The sequence below is a fragment of the Paraburkholderia sp. UCT31 genome (assembly GCF_014397655.1).
Lineage (GTDB): Bacteria > Pseudomonadota > Gammaproteobacteria > Burkholderiales > Burkholderiaceae > Paraburkholderia > Paraburkholderia tuberum.
Window position 1 is genome coordinate 13,277 of sequence record NZ_VZQP01000036.1, and the last position, 19,308, is coordinate 32,584.

The window sequence follows — 19,308 nt, forward strand, 5'->3', positions numbered from 1 at the left end:
ACGCAATGAATCACGAAGACCGTTCCCCGCCGTTTTTCCGCGCCATAGGCCGAGGCGGATGCGCGTGTGGACGACACGCATCAGTCGCCGATCATGAACGGGCAACGGCGCCAGAAGGGCGGCCCGACACACTGACGCGCTCGCGTGAAGCCATCGAGTCGGCTGTTCTGCGCGCCTTGTTCCCGCGCGCCGCTCCCCGCAGGCGGTTCCTGCAGGCCGTGGGCCGTACCACAGCGCTTGCTGCGATCGGCAGCGTATTGCCGATCGCCACGCTGCAGGCGGCCCTCGCGGATGACAAGCTCGGCACGCTGGAGAAGCGCGAGCTCAACGTGGGCTTTCTGCCGATTACCTGCGCAACGCCGCTGATCGTCGCCGACAACCAGGGCTACTGGGCGAAACAGGGGCTCGCCGTGTCGTTGCAGAAAGTGGGCGGCTGGGCCCTCGTGCGCGACAGGATGCTCAATCGCGAACTCGACGCCTCGCACATGCTGGCACCGATGCCGCTCGCCATTTCGCTCGGCGCCGGCTCGCAGCCGCAGCCTGCCCGGGTTGCGACAATCCAGAACGTGAACGGGCAGGCTATCGTGCTCGCACTCCGTCACAAGGACAATCGCGATCCGCGCAACTGGAAGGGCTTTCGCTTCGCCATACCGTTCGACTATTCGATGCACAATTTTCTGCTGCGCTATTACCTGGCCGAGCATGGCATCGACCCGGATCGCGATGTGCAGTTGCGTGTCACGCCGCCGGCGGAAATGATCGCCAATCTTCGCGCCGGCAATATCGATGGATTTCTCGGACCCGATCCGTTCAATCAGCGCGCCGTGTTCGACGAGGTTGGCTTCATTCATATCCTGTCGAAGGATATCTGGGACGGTCACCCGTGTTGCGCGTTCAGCGTGAGCCAGAATTTCATCCAGCAAAATCCGAACAGCTTCGCGGCGCTCTATCGCGGCACGCTCGAAGCAGCGGCCTCTGCGCGTGACAGCGCAAACCGCATGCCGCTCGCAAAGATGCTTGCTGCGCCGGGCTATCTGAACCAGCCCGAAATCGTCATCCGTCAGGTGTTGACCGGCACCTTTGCGGATGGCCTCGGGCACGTGCAGCGCGTGGCAAACCGCTGCGATTTCGAACCGCTGCCGTGGTATTCGATGGCGATCTGGATGATGACCCAGATGAAGCGCTGGGGCTACATCAAGGGCGATATCGACTATCAGGCGCTGGCCCACCAGGTGTTCCTGCTCACCGACGCCAGCAACGCCATGCGGCAGCTCGGCGAACATGTGCCCGACGCCGCACGCGGTTCGGGATTCAGGCCGATCACCGTCATGGATCGAACCTTCGACGCAGCCCATCCCGACGAGTATCTGAACGGCTTTTCCATCAAGCGCACCTGACCAGGAAATCATCATCATGAAACGCTCCCGGCATCTTTCGATACGCGCTCGAGCCGCATTGTGCTCGCTCGCGCTGCTGGCTCTGCTGTTGCTGGTGTGGCAGGCGGCGACCTGTGTCGCCGTCCAACCGGGGACGAACAACGGCGCCGAATCCAGCGAGGCGCGCGAATACGCGATCCTGATGGGCAAGCTTCCCGACCCGCAGAGTACGTCGGCAACGGGTACGGCAGCCAGCGCCGCTCCCGTGAACGGCTTTCCGACGCCGGCGCAGTTTGCGCACGAAGCTGTGCTGCAACTCGCCCATCCGTTCCACGATAACGGGCCCAACGACAAGGGAATCGCCATTCAGCTCGGCTATTCGCTGGCCCGTGTCGCGGCGGGTTACACACTCGCGTTGCTGATCGCCGTGCCGCTAGGCTTTCTGATCGGCATGTCGCCGCTCGCGTTTCTGACCTTCAATCCGTTTATCCAGATCCTCAAGCCGATCTCGCCCCTCGCGTGGATGCCGATTGCGCTCTACACGATCCAGAGTTCGTCGGCGTCCGCGATTTTCGTGATTTTTATCTGCTCGGTCTGGCCGATGCTCGTCAATACCGTGCTCGGCGTGGCGGCGGTGCGGCGCGACTGGCTGAACGTCGCCCGCACACTCGAAGTGCCGCTAATGCGCCGTGCATTGACCGTGATCCTGCCAGCCGCCGCGCCGACGATTGTGACCGGCATGCGTATTTCGATGGGCATCGCCTGGCTCGTGATCGTCGCCGCCGAGATGCTGGTGGGCGGCACCGGTATCGGCTACTTCCTCTGGAACCAGTGGAACAACCTCTCGCTCGCCAACGTGGTATTTGCGGTGCTGGTGATCGGTGTAGTCGGCATGTTGCTCGATGTCCTGTTTGCACGGCTTCAACGAAAGGTGACCTATGTCGACTAAACCGCTTCCGTCTACAGATCAGGCGCCCTCGAGCGTCAACCCGTTTCTGCAGGTTCATGCGTTGAGCAAACGCTATCGGGCGGATTTGCCGCCGGTATTCGACAACGTCAGTTTCGATATCGAACGGGGTGAGTTCATCTGCGTGATCGGCCACTCCGGATGCGGCAAGAGCACTATCCTGAACGTGCTGGCCGGCCTCGAAGAGCCGAGTAGCGGCACCGTTATCATGAACAATCGCGAGGTGCGGGGGCCGGGACTGGATCGCGGTGTCGTGTTTCAGGGCCACGCCTTGATGCCGTGGCTAACGGTCGAAGCGAATATCGCCTTTGCTGTCCGCTCGCGCTGTCCGGACTGGTCGCGCAGCCAGATTGCCGCACACGGCCGGCGCTTTATCGACATGGTCGGCCTCAAGGGTGCGGAGCGCAAGAAGCCATCGGAGCTCTCGGGCGGCATGAAGCAACGTGTGGGCATTGCACGCGCCTTTGCGATCGAGCCCAGCATGCTGCTGCTAGACGAGCCCTTCGGGGCGCTCGACGCACTAACTCGGGGTCTGATTCAGGACGAGCTGTTGCGTATCTGTTCGGCAACCCGTCAGACCGTTTTTATGATTACGCACGACGTCGACGAAGCGATTCTGCTCTCCAGCAAGATCATGCTGATGAGCAACGGCCCACGCGGCCGGATAGCGGAGATTGTCGTCAACACGCTGCCGGCCACGCGGGTCCGGCAAACCATCCACCACGACCCGCAGTTTTACCGCATTCGCAACCACCTGGTTGACTACCTGGTGCGGCGCTCGGGTGAGCCGCGCGCAGATGACAGCGACGACAGGCTGCCCGGCTCGGCATGCCCGCGTCTCGTCTACCCGGGCCTCGATGACGACGGGCAGAAGACGTTCGCGTACGGCGACGCTGCCACATTCTCGGGCGTCAACCAGAACATGAAGGCAGTCGCCTGAATTCAAGTATTGATTCATTGCAAAGGAGATCTGACATGATCCAGAGTCGCGAAGAAGTTACCCGCATGATCATTGCGGCGAAAGTGCAGAAGGGCATCAAATGGGCCGACGTGGCTCGTGCGGTGGGACAGAGCAAGGAGTGGACGACCGCAGCGTGCCTTGGGCAAATGACGTTGAACAAGGCCCAGGCGGCGACGCTTGGCGAAATCTTCGGATTGCCTGACGAAGCGGTGGCGTGGCTGCAGATCGTGCCGTACAAAGGCTCGCTGCCAAGCGCAGTGCCGACCGATCCGCTGATTTATCGCTGGTACGAAATTGTTAGCGTGTACGGCACCACGATCAAGGAACTGATTCATGAGGAGTTCGGCGACGGTATCATGAGCGCCATCGACTTTTCGATGGATATCCAGCGCGAGACCGATCCGAAGGGCGACCGCGTTCAGGTGGTCCTGTCCGGCAAATTCCTGCCGTACAAATCGTATTGACCTGACGCGCAGACGCGCAGACGCGCAGGCGCGCAGGCGACGTTGCCGGTGCGTCTGTCGTGCTTCTTATGAGCAGTGCATACCTTATGATCTTTCGACAATTCTTCGAGCCGGTGTCCTGCACGTACACCTATCTGCTGGCCTCGCGTCACGCAGGAGAAGCGCTGATCATCGATCCCGTCAAGGAAAGTACGAGCGAATATCTTGCGGCGATTCAGGAGTTGGATCTGCGTCTCGTGCAGGCCATCGACACGCACACTCACGCGGACCACGTCACCGCACTCGGCGATCTGCGCGACCTCACGGGGTGCGTCACGCTGATGGGCGAGCGCTCGAGGGCCGAATGCGTGTCGCGGCACGTGCGCGATGGCGAACGGCTGTCGGTCGACGGCCTCATCCTCGAGGCGCGATACACGCCGGGTCATACGGACGAATCGTTCAGTTTTGTGCTTGACCCGGAAGCGCCGAGCGCTGTCTTTACGGGCGACGCGTTGCTGATCGGCGGCAGCGGCAGGACCGATTTCCAGGGCGGCGACGCGCACCGCTCCTGGCATTCGATTGTCGGGCGTCTGCTGACCTTGCCTGACGCAACACTGATCTACCCGGCTCACGATTACCAGGGCCGCACCTCGTCGACCGTCGGCAGGGAAAAGGCGTTCAATCCACGTATCGCCGGCAAGACGGAACAAGAGTATGTGGAGATCATGAACAACCTCAACCTGCCGACGCCCAGGTTGATGGATGTCGCCATCCCCGCGAATCTTGCGTGTGGCAAGTCCTGAGCCGTACTAGCGGGGCTGCGTAGTCAAGTGGTTCGCGGCCGCTGCCTGCGAACCGGCGATCCAACCCCAGCGGGCGAAAATCTGCGCACCTTCGTGCGACTTCAGGAAGTCGACAAACTGCTGTGACGCTGGGTTGTCGGCGCCGCGGCGTGTCACAGCCACTCCCGCGTCGCGATAGATGGCATAGCGCGGCTCGATTGGCACCACGTCGGCAAGTTTCGGATTCGACACCTGCCAGATATTCCAGATCAGCCACACGTCAATGTCTCGTTGCTCAACCCACGTTGTGCGTGCCTGAGCACTATTGCCTGCGTAGCTGACGATATTGTGGCGCAGCGCTTCGACCTGCCTGATATCGCCGAGGCGTCCCGCAACGTCTTCCCAGACGCCGTTCTGCCCGGCGCCGTTCACGACCAGCACCTTGACGCCCGGTTCGAGAAGATCGGTAAAGCGGCGGATGTGATGCGGATTGCCCGGTCGGACCAGCATCGCCATGGGCCGCAAATAAAGGGGTGTCGGCGCGTCGGGCGTCAACTGATCGCTCATCTGGGTCACGAAATCGGACATCATCGTTTCCGAGCCACTAAAGACCAGATCGGCGTTTTCCTTCGCGACCGGCAGCCAGGCGGCGGGCGGCCCCGCCGTTACCTCGACCACGGTACCGGTTTTCTGTTCGAAGGCGGCCGCGGCGTCCTTCATTGCAGGAGCGGGGCCGCCCGGACCATATACGTGCAGAACGGCTTGCGCGCCGGCATGGCCGGCAGCTAGCGCCATACATGCAGCCGTGATGAGTTGCAGCGACTTCTTCATCGAACTCCCTTGAGAGCAGGTTGGAATGACACAAATACGGTTAACACGCCCCAGCGGGTTTTATTCACTGGGACAATCTCAGTCGCGGGAATTCAGCGCGGCCGCTGCGTGACGGAGCGCCGTACGCAGCCCTTCCTCAACGACCGGGTGATAGAAGGGCATCGCCAGCATTGCGTCGACGGTCAGTTTCATCTGCAAAGCCCAGGCGAGCAGGTGGGCGATATGCTCGGCGTCCGGGCCGATCCATTCGGCGCCCAGAAACTGGCGGCTAACGTTGTCGACGTACACGTGCATCAGTCCGCGATTCTTCAACATCACGCGACTGCGCCCCTGGTCTTCGAAGCTGACTTCGCCGGTCACAAAGGTGCCGGGTTCCAGATCGGCTTGCCGGGCCCCGACCATCGCGATGCCGGGGTTCGAAAACAGCACGGCGAGCGGCGCGCGGCGTGTCAATGGCACGATCTCGGGGAAGCGGACCGCGTTTGTCCCCGCCGCCCGGCCTTCGTCCGCGGCTTCGTGCAGCAGCGGCAAGACGCCATTGGCGTCGCCGGCGATGAAGACCGGGTGAGCGCCCGCCTGCAGCGTAGCCGGGTCATAGATGGGCATCCCCTGGCTGTCGAGCGTGAGGGACGTATTCTGCAGCGCCAGCCGTTCGACATTCGGCTTGCGGCCCGCCGTGACGAGCACATACTCGAACGTGTCCTCCACCAGCTCGCCGCTGCCGGTCCGAAAGCGAATCTGCACGGCGTCGCCCACGCGCGATACTGCTTCGACTTCGGCCTGCGCCTCGAAGCGCAATGAGTCCTGGAAGGTTCGTTCGGCATAGGCCTTGATGGCCGGGTCCGTAAGCGGTCCCACGCGCCCGCGGGCGCCGATCACGGTGACGTCCACACCGAGGTGAGCAAGCGCCTGTCCCAGTTCGAGTCCGATCACGCCAGCGCCGACCACCGCGATCTTGCGCGGCAGGTCCGACCACGCGAATACATCGTCATTGATGATGGCGCGGTCGCCAAGCGCCCGGTACATCGCCGGGACGACCGGCGACGAACCCGTTGCGATCACTACGCTGCGTGCCCGCACGCGGGTGTGCTCGCCCACCTGCAGCAGGCCGTCGTCGATGAAGCGGGCGTAGCCGGTCAGCTTGTCGTCAGCCGGAATCGCCTCCACGCTGTCGAGCACGAACACCACCAGGCGGTCGCGTTCGCTTTTCACGCGCTGCATGACCTTTCGGCCGTCGATGCGAACGGTGCCGTCAACGTGTACGCCGAACGGGGCGGTATGCTGTGCGGCGTGAGCGGCTTCGGCGGCGGCGATCAGCAGCTTCGACGGCATGCATCCAACCCGCGCGCATGTGGTGCCATGCGGTCCGCCTTCGATCAGGAGCGCGGAAGCGCCCGCCGACCTGGCTGCGCGATATGCCGGCAGGCCGGCACTACCGGCGCCGATAATGGCTACATCAATCTGGACTGTTTTCATGAGAGCCTCGAAACCCTGGTTCGATGTCGGAAGAGAACCGCAAGCTGATCGGGGCCGTGGCTCGGGTAGAATCAAGCTGCCCGGGAGACCGCCTAAGTTGTTGACACTGTAGGCGCATCCGCTCCCGGCGCTAATCCTCAAACGGCGCAAGAATCTGCTCAAGCGGCTCATATGGATCTACTCAGTCGAGTCCTTTCCCTCATTCCCGTCGGCGGGCGCCTCGACGTGCGCTGCCATTTCGGTGCGCCGTGGGCGATCGCGCAAGGCAATGCTGCCGTGCGGGAGATTCCCTATCACGTGCTGGTTTCGGGGGAGGCTGTACTGGAGTTTGGTGACGGTCCGTCCGAGCCTCTCACGGCAGGGGACATCATTCTGTTTCCGTCCGGCGGTTCGCACCGGATTCACGACGGCAGCGGCCTCTTGCCTGCGCCACCGGCCGGACGGCAGGACGTATCGCTGATCGTGGCGGAGAACGAAGGCTCGGGCGCGCGTGCCGATATCCTGTGCGGCCGGTTCCTGGTTGGCGCGGTGCCCGACCGGCTGCTGCGTGAGCATCTGCCGGGACGCCTCGTGGTCCGTAGCGCGCACAGCGCCGCATTGAACGGCAACGGGGAGGCTGCGGGGACGCTGGCCGGCACGCGGCTCGCGCGGTTGATCGAGCTCATGCGGGAGGAGTCGGTCGACGAAGGGCCTGGCAGCGAGGCGCTCGTGAACCATCTGTCAGCCGCGCTGTTCGCCTTGACATTGCGTTTTGCGAGCGGAGGGGCGCAGCCGCCCCATGGTCTGCTTGCCCTCGCTGCGCGACCGCGGCTGCAGCCGGCGATCACAGCCATGTTCGACGCGCCGGAGAAGCCGTTGACACTCGACCAGCTCGGCACCCTGTGCAACATGTCGCGCGCAACCTTCGTGCGGCAGTTCCAGGAGGTGATTGGACGCTCCGCGACGGACATGCTCACTGACATTCGTATGACCCTCGCGGGCCGCAAGCTGACTGAGTCAAGCGTGGGGATCGCCGAGATCGGGGAAATGGTGGGCTACCAGTCAAACGCCGCATTCCAGCGCATCTTCAGGCGGCGGATCGGGGTGACGCCTGCGCGCTACCGCACTTTAGGCGGCAAAGTCGAAGCGACATAGCTCAGTTGGTTAAATCACACTGTCGCAGCAATTGTCAGTGCAACACTCGTGACGGCTTTGTCACGTTGCCGATCACCGGACGAATCGTGTGCAGGCAAAACAATCGCTCAGAAAACAGAAGACGGATTCTGGGTGAGACCGGTGAAAAGATGCCAGGCTTCAAACCGGGTCGCGAGCTGCTTTCGATAAAGCGAAGCGCGCAGCAGATGACGCTTGAGCGCGAAGTGTTGCCGGATCGGACCAAAGCACGACAGGAACGCCTGCATGCGCCCGGGCAGGCGGAAACGCATACGCCGCTCGCGTTCACGCGTGGGCTGATGGCTGTTCTCTGCACGGTTGTTGACGCGGGCGGCTGCCTTGACGAACACACGCTTCACGTTCGCCCGCTCCGGGATTTCAGCCTTTGCTGCGGGGTAACTGCGCAACTGGTCAGTGACGATCTTCTTCGGCACCTCGGGACAGGCCGCCAGTACACGTTTGAAGAAACGTTTCGCCGCCGCCTTGTCGCGGCGCTTCTGTAGCGGATATCGAGCTCGATGCGATGCTGGTCGACGGCACGCCACAGTACATAAGGTTCGCCGCGCAATGACACGAGCACCTCATCAAGATGCCACATGCTGCCCGGCTGGCGACGGGCAACCTTCACGCGATGCGCGAAACCAGCCCCAAACTTGTCTATCCACCGCCGGATCGATTCGTAGCTGACAATGACACCGCGCTCGAACAGTAGCTCCTCGATATCGCGCAGGCTGAGGTGGAAGCTGAAATACCAGCGTACGGCGTGGCTGATGACTGACGCCCGAAAACCGGTGACCGTGATACAGCGACTTCGTTTTCTTCATCACTTCATCTTAACCGACCGCGGCAGCAACGTGACAAAGCCGTAGAGGCTGTCGGCCAATGGCGGGTGCCTGGCAGGTCGACCGAACCGCGAGGCGGCCTGCCGATCGTGCGTTATGGCGACTGAACCTGCACGGCATTTCCCGGTTCGCCGTCGACCGATGGAGCGATGACGAGGTAGCGCCGCGTGACGCCACCCGCAGAAACTTCCATTGTTCCGGGTGCGACGACTTGCCGGATCTGCCCGATCGTATCGACGATTGCCGAGCCTGCCGCATTGCTCATGAAGCGGGCAAGCGGCTCCACCGGTCCGCTTCCGTCCGAGAAACCGCTAAGGCCAAGCACATAGGGCTGCTTCGGTTGCAGGCCAGTCACGGACGCCTGCAGGACCTGCACCACGCCCTGGTCGTACAGCGCGACACTGGTCGCCGGGGATGCTTCACCTGCACGGCTGACCTCCACCATCGATAAGTGTGCCGCCTCGCCAGATACGCCGAGCGGCTGAGTGTTCTGCGTGCCGTCGCCCTCCGGAACGGCATTCGGCACATAGGCGATGGCTTGGGGCGCCTGACCGATCGGGACGACCGCGATGACCTTGTTGGTGTATGTATCGATCGCCGTCATCGTGTCGGAGTTTTCGCTTCCGACATAGACGCGCGACCCGTCGCCGGACGGCCACACGCCGTGTGGCATGTTGCCGACCGGAATGGTTGCGACCTGCGCGAAGGTGTCCGTGCGGAATACCTTGACCGCATTGAGACCACCCACTGTGATGTAGGCGAACGAGCCCTTGGAATTGACGGCAAAGTTGACGTGATTGGTGATGGGCCCCGTGTCGAGGGTCCTGATCAACGAGAACGGTGGGTGTGCATCGAATACCTGCGTTTTACCGATGTCTTTCAGCGTAAACCATACCTGCTTGCCGTCCGGCGTCGCCGCGATATTTGGGCAGAACGGGCTGTCCTGTTTCACTTTGGCAACGATCTGATGGTCGACCACCGTGATCACATCGACTTCCGGATTGAACGACGAGCAGACATAACCATACTTGCCGTCGGTCGAAAAAATCGTCATGCCGGGACCTGCAGGCGTAACGATGCGGGTCTTTTCGGCGTAGGTATGAGCGTCGAGTACATCGACATAATTTTCGCCGCGCACGGTCACCCAAACTTCGCGGCCGTCCGGCGTGAAAAACGCTTCGTGCGGTGAACGGCCCACGTAAGTCGTGTGCCTGACCGCATTCGTCGCGGTGTCGACGAATGTCACCGAATTCGAGCCGATTGCGACGATAGCGAGCGTTCGGTGATCGGGGGAGTAACCCATGCCGTGTACGAGCACCTGGCCTTTGTAGAGCGGGCTGAAGTTGCCCGGGGAGGGATCGCCCAGACGGATGACGCCGATCAGATGGTTATCCACCGGATCGATGACCGACACCGTGTTCGAAAATTGCTCGGCGGCATAGACGCGGTCGTGGCGACTGATCGGTACGTTGGGAGCGCTCGACGCGCCCGGAGCCTGGCCTGCGTAGGCAGTCGGCAGGTTGGCGACAGTCGTTGCCGCTAGCGTGGCTAGCAAAATCAGAATCTGCTTCATCTTGGTGTCTCCTGGGGTGTGAGGGCACTCGTCGCGGTACTTACCGGCTGTCAGGCCGTATCGGCATCGGTATCGACATCGGCATTTGCATGCCCGCGCGCTGAGGCGCGGGCTGGGGTGAAGGAACCGGCCGCGTCTGCGTCGGAACCGGCGCGGGCGGCGGTGGCGTCCGGTTTAGCGCGACGCTCATTGCAACAATCTCCTGCTGCTGATCGACGATGATTTCCTGCGCGATGCGTCGCAACTGTTCGTTGTGACCGTAACGTAGTTCGGCCTCCGCCATGTCGATCGCGCCTTGGTGATGCGGCTGCATCATGGCGACGAAGTCGCTGTCGATATCACCGGTTGGCTTCGTCGCCATACCGGTCATCATCCGGTTCATGGCCTTGTCGTTCTCGGCGAGGAATGATTTTTCCAACGGATCGGGGCTTGGCCGACGCTGGGCAAACACAGTTGCCGGGAAAGTCATCATCAAACCAACCAGTACGATCAACGGCAGCCAGACCGGTCGGCAGTCTTTCAGGTTTCCCATGAGGGCCTCCCTTCTATAGTCAGATTCATGGACATCGTTGCGTGTTGGCATGACACCCGCTCTCATACCGGACGACGTTAGTATGCGGAGATAGACGGCGCGCAACCATTATCAAATGGGCGGCGCGATCCATACCAACGTACAGCCTCGGAAATGTCGTGGCCAGGTGTCCTGGCATGCCCGGGTCGAAAAGGAGGGGCGGTTCGCCGTGCTCCGGCCTGCCATCGGGCCGTGCAGGCGAACCGGTCGAGTTGTTTGCCGTTTCTCAGCTCCCGAAATAAGGCGTGCAGTAGCTGGTCGGGCCCACGCAGTTGTCGCTCATCGCATGACCTCGACGCCGCCCGGACTCGGTGCGGTTGGTCGAACCGCCTGCGCTGTTGGTCGCGAGCGCCGTACTCCCGGCGCTCACCTTGGCTTCAGCAGCCTCGATATCGTTGGGATACGCCTGGTTTTCACCAGTTGCCGGCAAATACCCGGCCTGTTCTATCCGAACCAGGTCCGCGCGAACCTCGGCGCGGGTGAGCGGAGCGCTAGTTTGCTGGGCGAATCCGCACAATGGGACGATGAGAAAGCTCGTCGCGACGACGAGGGAAGCGAAGGACTTCATGGTAACTCCTTTGAACGCCTGGTGGCGAGTGAATGCAGCAAAAGGCGGCGAGGACAGCGCTTGCCGTCGTGGAGCTTGTCGGCTAAGCGATGCACGAACGTCGAGCCGGTTGAAAACGAACGCGGCGCATGGATATCGCTTCTGCGATCCAGTTTGTCCGCATTCGTATTCGACCGTGCTGTAAGAAGCGTATAGGCGTCTACGTGTCCGGGCCATTCTGCAAACGTGTGGCGCCGCATGATCCTTCGACGAGGTCACCCATACCAAGGTGGAGGTGGCCTCTTGCTGGCCCACCTGTCGAGACATACATCGCCGACCCGCCGTGCGCCGGCTTCTGGTTCATCGATCACGTGCGTATTCAAGTCCCATTAGTATCAGCAGGCCACCTTGCTGCGGAAAATGCTCATGGCGCGGCCTGGCATCCGACTCCCGCCGTTTTCCTGAAGAGCAGGAAACTCGCCATCAAGAGCGTGCTGTCTATGGCGACCGATTGCATGCGAAATCGGCGACTTTACGGGTCATGTCGCAGCGGCTCAAGCTCGTGCCGGCATGGCCGGCCTACTGTGTTTCCTGGCCGACACGGACCTGAATCTGCGGCGAGTCGCATAAGAGGGCTAACGATTTGCACGAGATATCTGGATGGCCGTGCATCGGGATCTGCGCCGATTGCCACAGGTGCGGGCGGTCATGGATTTTCTACTGAAAATCATTGCGCAAAATGCTGCTTTTACGGCGCGTGATTGAAAAGGACGTTCAGCAAAAGTGCTTTAGCGGTTGCGTTATCCGCCGGAGCGGTCGAACTCTCTTTCCCAGCGATTCTATTCGCTCGGTACCTAAGCCCCGTCTGGACTTGGGTGCTCTCGCCAGGCAGCTCCCCGCTGCGGCGAAACCCGGAATAACCGCCGCGCGCGCGCCGAAAAATGGCCGCATCCAATACCAACGGATACCTCGAAGTACTGATAAGACTACCCTTCGAACGCCGAAGGTACGATGGTTGTCAGCCTCCGCCAAATCTACGCTAGTCACATCCGGATACAGATGAATCCGGCTTCCGGTTGGGACCTGGCGAATCAGCGACAACGTTGAATAAGCGCATCCCATGAATAAACAACGTTCTTTTTGCGGAGCAGATCAAATGAAAACTTCCAGCATCAGCCTGGCCGCCGCGGTCTTGTCCCTGGGTATGGCATTCTCGGTCGCATCGCCTTCGACGTACGCAGCACGAGGCGACGCCCGTCTGGAATATTACGGACAAAGCATCGACACGATGATTGCCGATTTCATGCAGGAAAAACATATTTCCGGCATGACCATGGCCATCGTCGAAGCACCCTATATTCCCCGTGTTGCAGGTTACGGCGAAAGCGACACCACGAAGAAACTGCTGGCGTCGCAGGGAACGCTTTGGAATATCGGACCGATCACGCAGGGCTATACCGCCGTCGCCGTGATGCAACTGGTTGAAGCGGGCAAGATGGATCTTCACGCCCCGATCTCGACCTATGTTCAGGGGCTGCCGTCGGCGTGGTCGAAGCTGACGGTGATGCAATTGCTGCAACATGCTTCGGGTCTGGCCGACTATCGACAAGCAGATGGCTATGACGCAACCCACGAGTATCAACCGCAGCAACTGATTGATCTGGTTAAGGATGACAAGCTGGCATTCAAGCCAGGGACGGCGGTGGCGCAAAGCGCGACGAATTTCCTGCTGTTGGGCATGGCAATCGAATCGGCCAGCGGCATGAGCTACCACGACTTCATCTGGAACGATCAGATCAAGCCGTTGAATCTGACGCACACGATGTTCATTGAAGACTTTCCCGCCCATGCCGCAATCGATCCTGTCGAAAAGACCGGCATGCGCCATCATCTGTTCACGACCGACGGCCGTTATATCAATCCGGTGGAACCGTCCGCGGGCTACCGGCTAGTCAACGGGAAGCTGACCGATGCGCCGCCCGCCACGTCGTCGAGCTCGTTCGCTTTCGGTTCGTTGTGGGCCTCGGCAGAAGATGTCAGCACGTGGGATATTGCGTTGGCCGGCAACGAGGTGATCAAGGAGGCGGCGCACCGTGATCTCGTCTACAAGCCGACCCGGCTCGACAACGGCACGGTCGTTCCGGCCATGGCCGGCTGGCAGTTCACGAAGCACAAGGGTTTCATGGACATCAAGGGCAACGCGCCGGGCTATAGCGCCTACCTGAGCCGCTTTACCGATCCCAACGAGCTGGTTTGTGTGACGCTGCTCGCAAACACCGAAGGCGTCGATCTGACGGACCTCGCGCGACGCATCGCCGCGGCCTATGACCCCAGTTTGGGTTCGGGTAACGATCCCGCGCAAACGTCGACGTACGAAAGTGTATTCAGCGTGAAGGAAACGGTGGCGCGCCTCGAGAAGAACATCAAGGCGGGCAACGGCCAGATCTTTGCGCACTTTGACCACCAGATGAACGCCCAGCAGGCGGGCCTCAGCATGCAGCCGACCGAAGTGCTCGTGTTTGGCAACCCGACAGTCGGCACCCGGCTGATGCAGGAACAGCCGGGTATCGCCAGCGAATTGCCCCTGCGCGTCGCGGTCTGGGAAGACCAGCGTGGCAGAACGTGGGTGAGCTACACCAACTTCGACCGGCTTGCTGAGCGCTATGGCATTCACGACGCCAAGACGATCGCTGCCATGAAGGCCGGGGTTGCCGAACTCGTACGGAAATCGAGCAGTGCGTATTGAACCGCGTGGTCGGTCTGGCGTGCGCACGGCGCCGCCAGGCCCACACCGTCTGACGGATACACCAATACAATCATGAGGTTTGACATGTCGACTACTCTGCAACGCTCAACACGCCGGGATGTTCTTAGAACAATGGGTTTCGCCGCTCTCTCCGTCACCGCGCTTCTGGCGCAACGGCGAGCAGAAGCTAAGGAAGCACATGACATCGAGAGTTTGTCCGGGCTGAATGGTGCGGCGACGCTTGCCCAACTCGGTAAGCGCCTCGCCGCAGCGCCGCGTCGTCGCGATTTCGCCTCCGTGCCGTTCATGCTGACCGATCGTCAAGATTGGGATTTCGACGCCGCCGAGGAGCTTTTGCGGTACCGGGACAAAGCCCGCCGGGTCTGGGAAAACACGGATCTCGCCGGTCCGTGGCCGGGACTGATGCGCGAGGCGATGAACGGGCAGGTTTTTGCCAATGGCAATGGGGATTTCCTGGCGGTTTCGGCGACCCACGGTCTTGCGCACCTGGCGTTGTTCGCACAACCGATGCGGGACAAGTACAAACTCTCGACGCTTGCGGGGCCGAAGTTCGCGACGAACACGCTGATCGTCGAAAAACCAGGTGCTTCGCGATCGGACAGCGTTGAAGACGTAGCCGGGTTTTATGGGCCGGCGAATAACAATGTGACTTCGCTGCAGCGCCGTGGGGCGGTCTTTATCGCCTGTCACGATTCCATTCACGCCATCTCGCGCATGCTTTGGAGTTCGGCGGGGAGCCTGCGGCGACGGCCGATAAAATCGCCGCTGATCTAACTAACAATCTGATTCCCGATGTCGTGCTGGTCCCGAGCGTGGTGTCGTTTATGGTCGACCTCCAAAGCAGGGGGTTCACCTATTCGAAAGGCGGCTGAGCGTTTCGGTGGGCGTTAGATGGGAACGATGGAGCGCGGCGCGCTCCATCGCATGCGTCGTCGTGCGCGGTTGCTCGCAAGCGGCAGGTCGGGCTCACGAGGCCCCAGCCGGCTTTGCTGGACAGCCCGGTCTGAATCAAACCGGGCTACGGCGAAGCGTTTCGCTTTTGACGCCAGGTTCGACACCCAATGTTTGCACCTTGCGAACCAGATCGGCCACCGAGCGGGCCGCCATCTTCCGCATTGCCTGTCCGCGGTGCATCTTGACCGTGACTTCGCTGATATTCATTTCCGAAGCGATCTGCTTATTGAGCAGGCCCGCAAGCACAAAACTTACCACTTCGCACTCGCGAGGCGTGAGCGAGTCGTAAGACGCGCGCAACGACAACTCGGATTGCTCGACGAGCATTCTTTCTCTATCTTTCGCCAGCGCGTGCGACACAGCGTCGAGCATGTCCTGATCACGAAATGGTTTCGCGAGGAAGTCCTGCGCGCCGGCTTTCATGGCTTTGACGGTCATGGCAATGTCGCCGTAGCCGGTCACGAACACAACCGGCATGCGCAGGTTGCGACTCGCCATCGCGTCCTGAAACTGCAGTCCGTTCTCGCCGCGTAAGCGGACGTCGAGAATCAGGCAACCGGGCACGTCCTGTTTTGGATGATCGAGAAATTCTTGCGACGTTGCGAACGTCTCGACCGAAAGCCCCACTGATCGCAGCAGGCCAACCAGCGCGCGGCGCACGGATTCGTCGTCGTCGACGACATAGACGATCGATGTTTCCATATTTGGACTCGATTTGTTCGCGGCGGGATGTCGCTGTGGAATCATCTGGGGTGCTCCTTCGTCCATCGGTGCGAGGCATTGGCTTGCTTGACCGGACATGCGCTCGGCGCGCGCTCGTTGATTGTTATTAGATTTGACTGAATCAGTCGGTTCTCACGACGCGCGGTGCACCACCGAATCAGTGGCATTGCCCTGCGCTGGCCCATTTTAGGCCAGCTTGACCATGCCGCGCCAGAGCCCCGCGATACTTTCGGACGTACGGGGCAGGAACCTGTCGCCGGGCGCGCGTGACGTTCCGGCATGCTAACGAAGTGTAAGGAAAGCGATGTCATCGCGGAGCTAATCCGACACACGGTTGGACCGGCCAATAGGGCGATTACTGATGGCGGTGGGACGGGTAGGGCGTGGCGGTGCCCTGGCAAACGGCAGGCGCCACTATCCCTTGGTCTAGGGGTGTTCGCGAGCTAGCCTCTGTGCCGATCGGCGCAGCGCGACTGCTGGCGAAAAGAAGCGCTTCGCGTCCCATACTTTAGTATGCTTCTCGTCAGACGACGCAGTCGATACGCTGAGGTCAAGCCCTCGTCGAGTGCCGTCCCGGCCTCTGCAGGCATTCTCTATCGAGCACCGATTGCGCACCGAACCCATCAAGATTGTCGCCGTCGTGGAAGACGACGAGGCCATCAGGAACGCCACGGGCGGTCTCGTCCGTTCGCTTGGATGGCACGTGCGCCTGTTCGACTCGGCCAGTGCGTTTCTGCAGTCGGCCGGCATCGCGGAAACGGACTGTCTGGTTTCGGACGTGCGGATGCCGAACATGACCGGCATCGAAATGCACAACCGGCTCGTGCAGGCCGGCTACTCGCTGACCACCATTTTCATCACGGCGTTCACCACGCCGGCGCTCAACGCCAAGCTTCAGGAGCCGGGTGTGGTCGCCATTCTGGAAAAACCTATCGACGCCGCCGCCATGGCCGATTGCCTCACGCGTGCGTTGGGGTTGCCTTGACTTTCGGGGCGCGCCGCGCCGATCGATTGAAACGAATGAGCGGGTTTTTGGATCGTTCGAGTCTTCGCTCGGTGGAACGTCCCGTCTAAGCTGACCCGGTTACCTTTATCCCGTTCCGCGCGACGGCAACGCTGCATCGACCCAACCTGATGGTGACGTCGGGCCGTCATCTGGTCCCGAGGAGCAGGTACAGGACGGGTCGCCATTGGGAATAAGTGCGGCCGGTCAGGTGTTGCTGAATCAACTGCGCGAATGCTCTATGACAACTCACCTCCGCGACTGGATTGAAAGGTGGTTTTCACGACTTTGCCTCGCCGGAATTTTTCGAGAATCCCTATCCGCTGTATGAAAAGATACGACGCGCCGGGGCGATCTTGCCCGTCGGTCCGAATGCTGTAGTCGCCGGCCAGGCATCCCTGATCGAAGCGCTGTTGCGCAACCGGCCCCATGGGCAAAACATACATCCAGAGCGTGATTGCGCGGTACGGCGAAAGCGCGCCGTTGCAGCCATTGTTCAAGGCGTTGAGCCGCACGTTTCGATTGCTTAACCCGCCCCAACATGCCTCGCTGCGAGCCAATCTGATGCAGGCTTTCAATGCCCGACAAGTGGGCAAGTTGCGGGAAATCGTCGAGTCGACCGCAAACGACCTCGCCGAACGTCTGGCAGCCCAGCAGGAATTCGATGTGATGCGCGACTATGCGCTACCGCTCCCGATCCCGATAGAAATCATCTGCCGCCTGCTCGAAATCCCGCGCGAGCACGTTGACAGGCAGGGCGCCGATGCCAGCCGACTGGTCGCAGCCTTCGACCGGCCGCTGAACGACGCTGCGCTCGCAGCAGCGAATCAGGCGGCACTGACGCTGGAGGCGTAGTTCCGGAGTGTGGTTGCTCAAAACCGGGGTGTAATGGCATCAGCGGAATAACCTGCGCGGCGTGCATCCGCTGACTGCACGCTCACTCGCAGTTCCTTGAGCCAGAAGACCTGAGCTTGTGCCCCAGGTCTTTTCAAGGATTCGCGAAGTTTGCTGACGATGCGACAATGCCCGTCTCACAGGACCACATGACTTCTCGATCAGAAGGGAGACGGGACAGATGCCATTCAAGGTGCAACTCAGGCCGGTCGCTTTACTCAGTCTCGTGGCGGCCGCATTGCTCGGCCCCGGCCACGCCGTCGCTCAGCCGCTTCGCTTGTCGGACGGGATCGTCAAGATCGGCGTGTTGACCGACCTGTCCGGTGTTTATTCGGCGGTGGGCGGACAGGGCGCCGTCGAAGCCGTGAGAATGGCGGCGGACGACTTCATGAAGGCCAATCCCGGCATCAAGGTCGAAGTCATCTACGCGGATCATCAGAATAAGGCGGACATTGCCGCCAGCAAAGCACGGGAATGGTTCGATACGCAGCAGGTCGACATGATTACCGATCTGGCTTCGTCGGGCGCAGGCCTTGCGGTGGTCGACGTCGCCAGCCAGAAAAACCGCATTGCGATTGCCACCGGGCCCTCTACCTCGGAATTGACCGGTACGAAGTGCACCCCTGTTAGCGTGCACTACGTCTACGACACTTATGCGCTGGCTCACGGCGCTGGCGAAGCCATGGCGAAACGCGGCGGCGACAGCTGGTTTTTCATCGCGGCCGATTACGCGTTCGGCGAGGCACTCGTCAAGGACACGACCGAGGCCATCAAGGCGAACGGGGGCACCGTGCTCGGCACCGTGCGTGCGCCGCTCGAAACGGCTGATTTTTCGTCGTACATGCTGCAGGCCCAGTCGTCCGGCGCCAAGGTAATCGGGCTCGCGAACGCGGGCGGAGATTTCGTCAATGCGGTGAAGAGCGCGAATGAATTCGATGTCACCCGATCCGGCAAACAGCAGATTGCGGGCATGCTGGTGTTCCTTTCCGACATTCACGCGCTTGGGTTGCAAGCCGCACAAGGCCTCCAGTTCGCCACGGGCTTCTACTGGGACCTGAATGACGCAACCCGCAAATGGTCGAAGCGCTTTTACGACAAGATGAAAATCATGCCGACCCAGATCCAGGCCGGCGATTATTCATCGACCATGCATTATCTCGAGGCCGTCAAGGCGGCGGGCACGGACGACACGGCTGGCGTGATGAAGAAAATGAGAGAACTGCCGATCAACGACTTCTTCGCCACGAACGGCCGGATTCGCGAAGACGGCCGGATGGTGCACGACATGTATCTCGTGCAGGTCAAGAGCCCGGCGCAATCCCACTATCCCTGGGATTACTACAGCGTCAAAGCGGTGATACCCGCGGACAAGGCTTTCCGGCCGCTCGTCGAAAGCACCTGCCCGCTCGTCAAAAAGCCGTAGCAAAGGTGTGCGTGCGGTAGGTG

General features: G+C 61.1%; 18 protein-coding genes and 1 pseudogene. 12 read left to right on the forward strand and 7 right to left on the reverse strand.

The genetic code is table 11. From position 1 onward, the window contains the following. Positions 1–5: 5 nt before the first annotated feature. The 5 genes from F6X40_RS26690 to F6X40_RS26710 all read left to right on the forward strand — a co-directional run bounded on the left by F6X40_RS26690 (position 6) and on the right by F6X40_RS26710 (position 4,550). Positions 6–1,397, forward strand: coding sequence for a CmpA/NrtA family ABC transporter substrate-binding protein (locus F6X40_RS26690; protein ID WP_187629841.1), 1,392 nt, complete (start codon positions 6–8; stop codon positions 1,395–1,397). Positions 1,398–1,413: 16 nt separating this feature from the next. Further along, on the forward strand, positions 1,414–2,325 hold the full coding sequence (ntrB, locus tag F6X40_RS26695) for a nitrate ABC transporter permease (protein ID WP_187629842.1): 912 nt from the start codon (positions 1,414–1,416) through the stop codon (positions 2,323–2,325). Then, positions 2,315–3,283: an ABC transporter ATP-binding protein gene (locus F6X40_RS26700; protein WP_187629843.1), complete on the forward strand. Its 969-nt coding sequence runs from the start codon at positions 2,315–2,317 to the stop codon at positions 3,281–3,283. The genes ntrB and F6X40_RS26700 overlap by 11 nt, the downstream gene beginning before the upstream one ends. Before the next feature lie 35 nt (positions 3,284–3,318). Next, the gene (gene cynS / locus F6X40_RS26705) at positions 3,319–3,768 is read left to right on the forward strand and encodes a cyanase (protein ID WP_187629844.1); all 450 of its coding nucleotides are present in this window, start codon (positions 3,319–3,321) and stop codon (positions 3,766–3,768) included. Between the two features lie 86 nt (positions 3,769–3,854). Then, the gene (locus F6X40_RS26710) at positions 3,855–4,550 is read left to right on the forward strand and encodes an MBL fold metallo-hydrolase (protein ID WP_187629845.1); all 696 of its coding nucleotides are present in this window, start codon (positions 3,855–3,857) and stop codon (positions 4,548–4,550) included. A gap of 6 nt (positions 4,551–4,556) precedes the next feature. Here F6X40_RS26710 and F6X40_RS26715 read toward each other — a convergent pair whose 3' ends face one another. Then, positions 4,557–5,360, reverse strand: a complete 804-nt coding sequence (locus F6X40_RS26715; RefSeq protein WP_187629846.1) for a substrate-binding domain-containing protein — start codon at positions 5,358–5,360, stop codon at positions 4,557–4,559. A gap of 78 nt (positions 5,361–5,438) precedes the next feature. Then, positions 5,439–6,836 (reverse strand): dihydrolipoyl dehydrogenase, encoded by a 1,398-nt coding sequence (locus F6X40_RS26720; RefSeq protein WP_187629893.1) that lies wholly within the window; start codon positions 6,834–6,836, stop codon positions 5,439–5,441. Between the two features lie 171 nt (positions 6,837–7,007). Here F6X40_RS26720 and F6X40_RS26725 point away from each other — a divergent pair, with 171 nt between their 5' ends. Next, on the forward strand, positions 7,008–7,970 hold the full coding sequence (locus F6X40_RS26725) for an AraC family transcriptional regulator (protein WP_187629847.1): 963 nt from the start codon (positions 7,008–7,010) through the stop codon (positions 7,968–7,970). A gap of 107 nt (positions 7,971–8,077) precedes the next feature. On the opposite strand, the pseudogene F6X40_RS26730 reads toward F6X40_RS26725, so the two are convergent. The 4 genes and pseudogenes from F6X40_RS26730 to F6X40_RS26745 all read right to left on the reverse strand — a co-directional run bounded on the left by F6X40_RS26730 (position 8,078) and on the right by F6X40_RS26745 (position 11,542). Next, positions 8,078–8,812 (reverse strand): annotated as a pseudogene (locus F6X40_RS26730) (IS6 family transposase). Positions 8,813–8,924: 112 nt separating this feature from the next. Beyond that, positions 8,925–10,403 (reverse strand): YncE family protein, encoded by a 1,479-nt coding sequence (locus F6X40_RS26735; RefSeq protein WP_187629848.1) that lies wholly within the window; start codon positions 10,401–10,403, stop codon positions 8,925–8,927. A gap of 40 nt (positions 10,404–10,443) precedes the next feature. Beyond that, positions 10,444–10,875, reverse strand: a complete 432-nt coding sequence (locus tag F6X40_RS26740) for a DUF305 domain-containing protein (RefSeq protein WP_187629894.1) — start codon at positions 10,873–10,875, stop codon at positions 10,444–10,446. Positions 10,876–11,200: 325 nt separating this feature from the next. Beyond that, positions 11,201–11,542 carry a DUF4148 domain-containing protein gene (locus F6X40_RS26745; RefSeq protein WP_187629849.1) on the reverse strand — a complete coding sequence of 114 codons (342 nt, stop codon included), beginning with the start codon at positions 11,540–11,542 and terminating at the stop codon, positions 11,201–11,203. Positions 11,543–12,641: 1,099 nt separating this feature from the next. On the opposite strand from F6X40_RS26745, the gene F6X40_RS26750 reads away from it, so the two are divergent. After that, positions 12,642–14,267 carry a serine hydrolase gene (locus tag F6X40_RS26750; RefSeq protein WP_222946171.1) on the forward strand — a complete coding sequence of 542 codons (1,626 nt, stop codon included), beginning with the start codon at positions 12,642–12,644 and terminating at the stop codon, positions 14,265–14,267. 84 nt (positions 14,268–14,351) lie between these two features. Continuing rightward, entirely contained in the window at positions 14,352–15,062 is a 711-nt protein-coding gene (locus F6X40_RS26755; protein ID WP_187629850.1) for a transcriptional initiation protein Tat, read from the forward strand. Between the two features lie 234 nt (positions 15,063–15,296). Here F6X40_RS26755 and F6X40_RS26760 read toward each other — a convergent pair whose 3' ends face one another. After that, positions 15,297–15,989, reverse strand: coding sequence for a response regulator transcription factor (locus F6X40_RS26760; protein ID WP_187629896.1), 693 nt, complete (start codon positions 15,987–15,989; stop codon positions 15,297–15,299). Between the two features lie 583 nt (positions 15,990–16,572). On the opposite strand from F6X40_RS26760, the gene F6X40_RS26765 reads away from it, so the two are divergent. From F6X40_RS26765 to F6X40_RS26780, 4 genes are all read left to right on the forward strand, one after another. Then, positions 16,573–16,950: a response regulator gene (locus tag F6X40_RS26765; RefSeq protein ID WP_187629851.1), complete on the forward strand. Its 378-nt coding sequence runs from the start codon at positions 16,573–16,575 to the stop codon at positions 16,948–16,950. Positions 16,951–17,234: 284 nt separating this feature from the next. Beyond that, positions 17,235–17,498: a hypothetical protein gene (locus F6X40_RS26770; protein WP_187629852.1), complete on the forward strand. Its 264-nt coding sequence runs from the start codon at positions 17,235–17,237 to the stop codon at positions 17,496–17,498. A gap of 34 nt (positions 17,499–17,532) precedes the next feature. After that, the gene (locus tag F6X40_RS26775; protein ID WP_187629853.1) at positions 17,533–17,823 is read left to right on the forward strand and encodes a hypothetical protein; all 291 of its coding nucleotides are present in this window, start codon (positions 17,533–17,535) and stop codon (positions 17,821–17,823) included. Between the two features lie 220 nt (positions 17,824–18,043). Further along, positions 18,044–19,285, forward strand: a complete 1,242-nt coding sequence (locus F6X40_RS26780; protein WP_187629854.1) for an ABC transporter substrate-binding protein — start codon at positions 18,044–18,046, stop codon at positions 19,283–19,285. Positions 19,286–19,308 lie beyond the last annotated feature (23 nt).

Excerpts from the sequence above, each read along its gene's own strand:
- F6X40_RS26690 (WP_187629841.1), top strand. The coding sequence starts at position 6 with ATGAATCACGAAGACCGTTCCCCGCCGTTTTTCCGCGCCATAGGCCGA.
- ntrB (WP_187629842.1), top strand. The coding sequence starts at position 1,414 with ATGAAACGCTCCCGGCATCTTTCGATACGCGCTCGAGCCGCATTGTGC.
- F6X40_RS26700 (WP_187629843.1), top strand. The coding sequence starts at position 2,315 with ATGTCGACTAAACCGCTTCCGTCTACAGATCAGGCGCCCTCGAGCGTC.
- cynS (WP_187629844.1), top strand. The coding sequence starts at position 3,319 with ATGATCCAGAGTCGCGAAGAAGTTACCCGCATGATCATTGCGGCGAAA.
- F6X40_RS26710 (WP_187629845.1), top strand. The coding sequence starts at position 3,855 with ATGATCTTTCGACAATTCTTCGAGCCGGTGTCCTGCACGTACACCTAT.
- F6X40_RS26715 (WP_187629846.1), bottom strand. The coding sequence starts at position 5,360 with ATGAAGAAGTCGCTGCAACTCATCACGGCTGCATGTATGGCGCTAGCT.
- F6X40_RS26720 (WP_187629893.1), bottom strand. The coding sequence starts at position 6,836 with ATGAAAACAGTCCAGATTGATGTAGCCATTATCGGCGCCGGTAGTGCC.
- F6X40_RS26725 (WP_187629847.1), top strand. The coding sequence starts at position 7,008 with ATGGATCTACTCAGTCGAGTCCTTTCCCTCATTCCCGTCGGCGGGCGC.
- F6X40_RS26735 (WP_187629848.1), bottom strand. The coding sequence starts at position 10,403 with ATGAAGCAGATTCTGATTTTGCTAGCCACGCTAGCGGCAACGACTGTC.
- F6X40_RS26740 (WP_187629894.1), bottom strand. The coding sequence starts at position 10,875 with ATGATGACTTTCCCGGCAACTGTGTTTGCCCAGCGTCGGCCAAGCCCC.
- F6X40_RS26745 (WP_187629849.1), bottom strand. The coding sequence starts at position 11,542 with ATGAAGTCCTTCGCTTCCCTCGTCGTCGCGACGAGCTTTCTCATCGTC.
- F6X40_RS26750 (WP_222946171.1), top strand. The coding sequence starts at position 12,642 with ATGAATAAACAACGTTCTTTTTGCGGAGCAGATCAAATGAAAACTTCC.
- F6X40_RS26755 (WP_187629850.1), top strand. The coding sequence starts at position 14,352 with ATGTCGACTACTCTGCAACGCTCAACACGCCGGGATGTTCTTAGAACA.
- F6X40_RS26760 (WP_187629896.1), bottom strand. The coding sequence starts at position 15,989 with ATGATTCCACAGCGACATCCCGCCGCGAACAAATCGAGTCCAAATATG.
- F6X40_RS26775 (WP_187629853.1), top strand. The coding sequence starts at position 17,533 with ATGCAGGCTTTCAATGCCCGACAAGTGGGCAAGTTGCGGGAAATCGTC.
- F6X40_RS26780 (WP_187629854.1), top strand. The coding sequence starts at position 18,044 with ATGCCATTCAAGGTGCAACTCAGGCCGGTCGCTTTACTCAGTCTCGTG.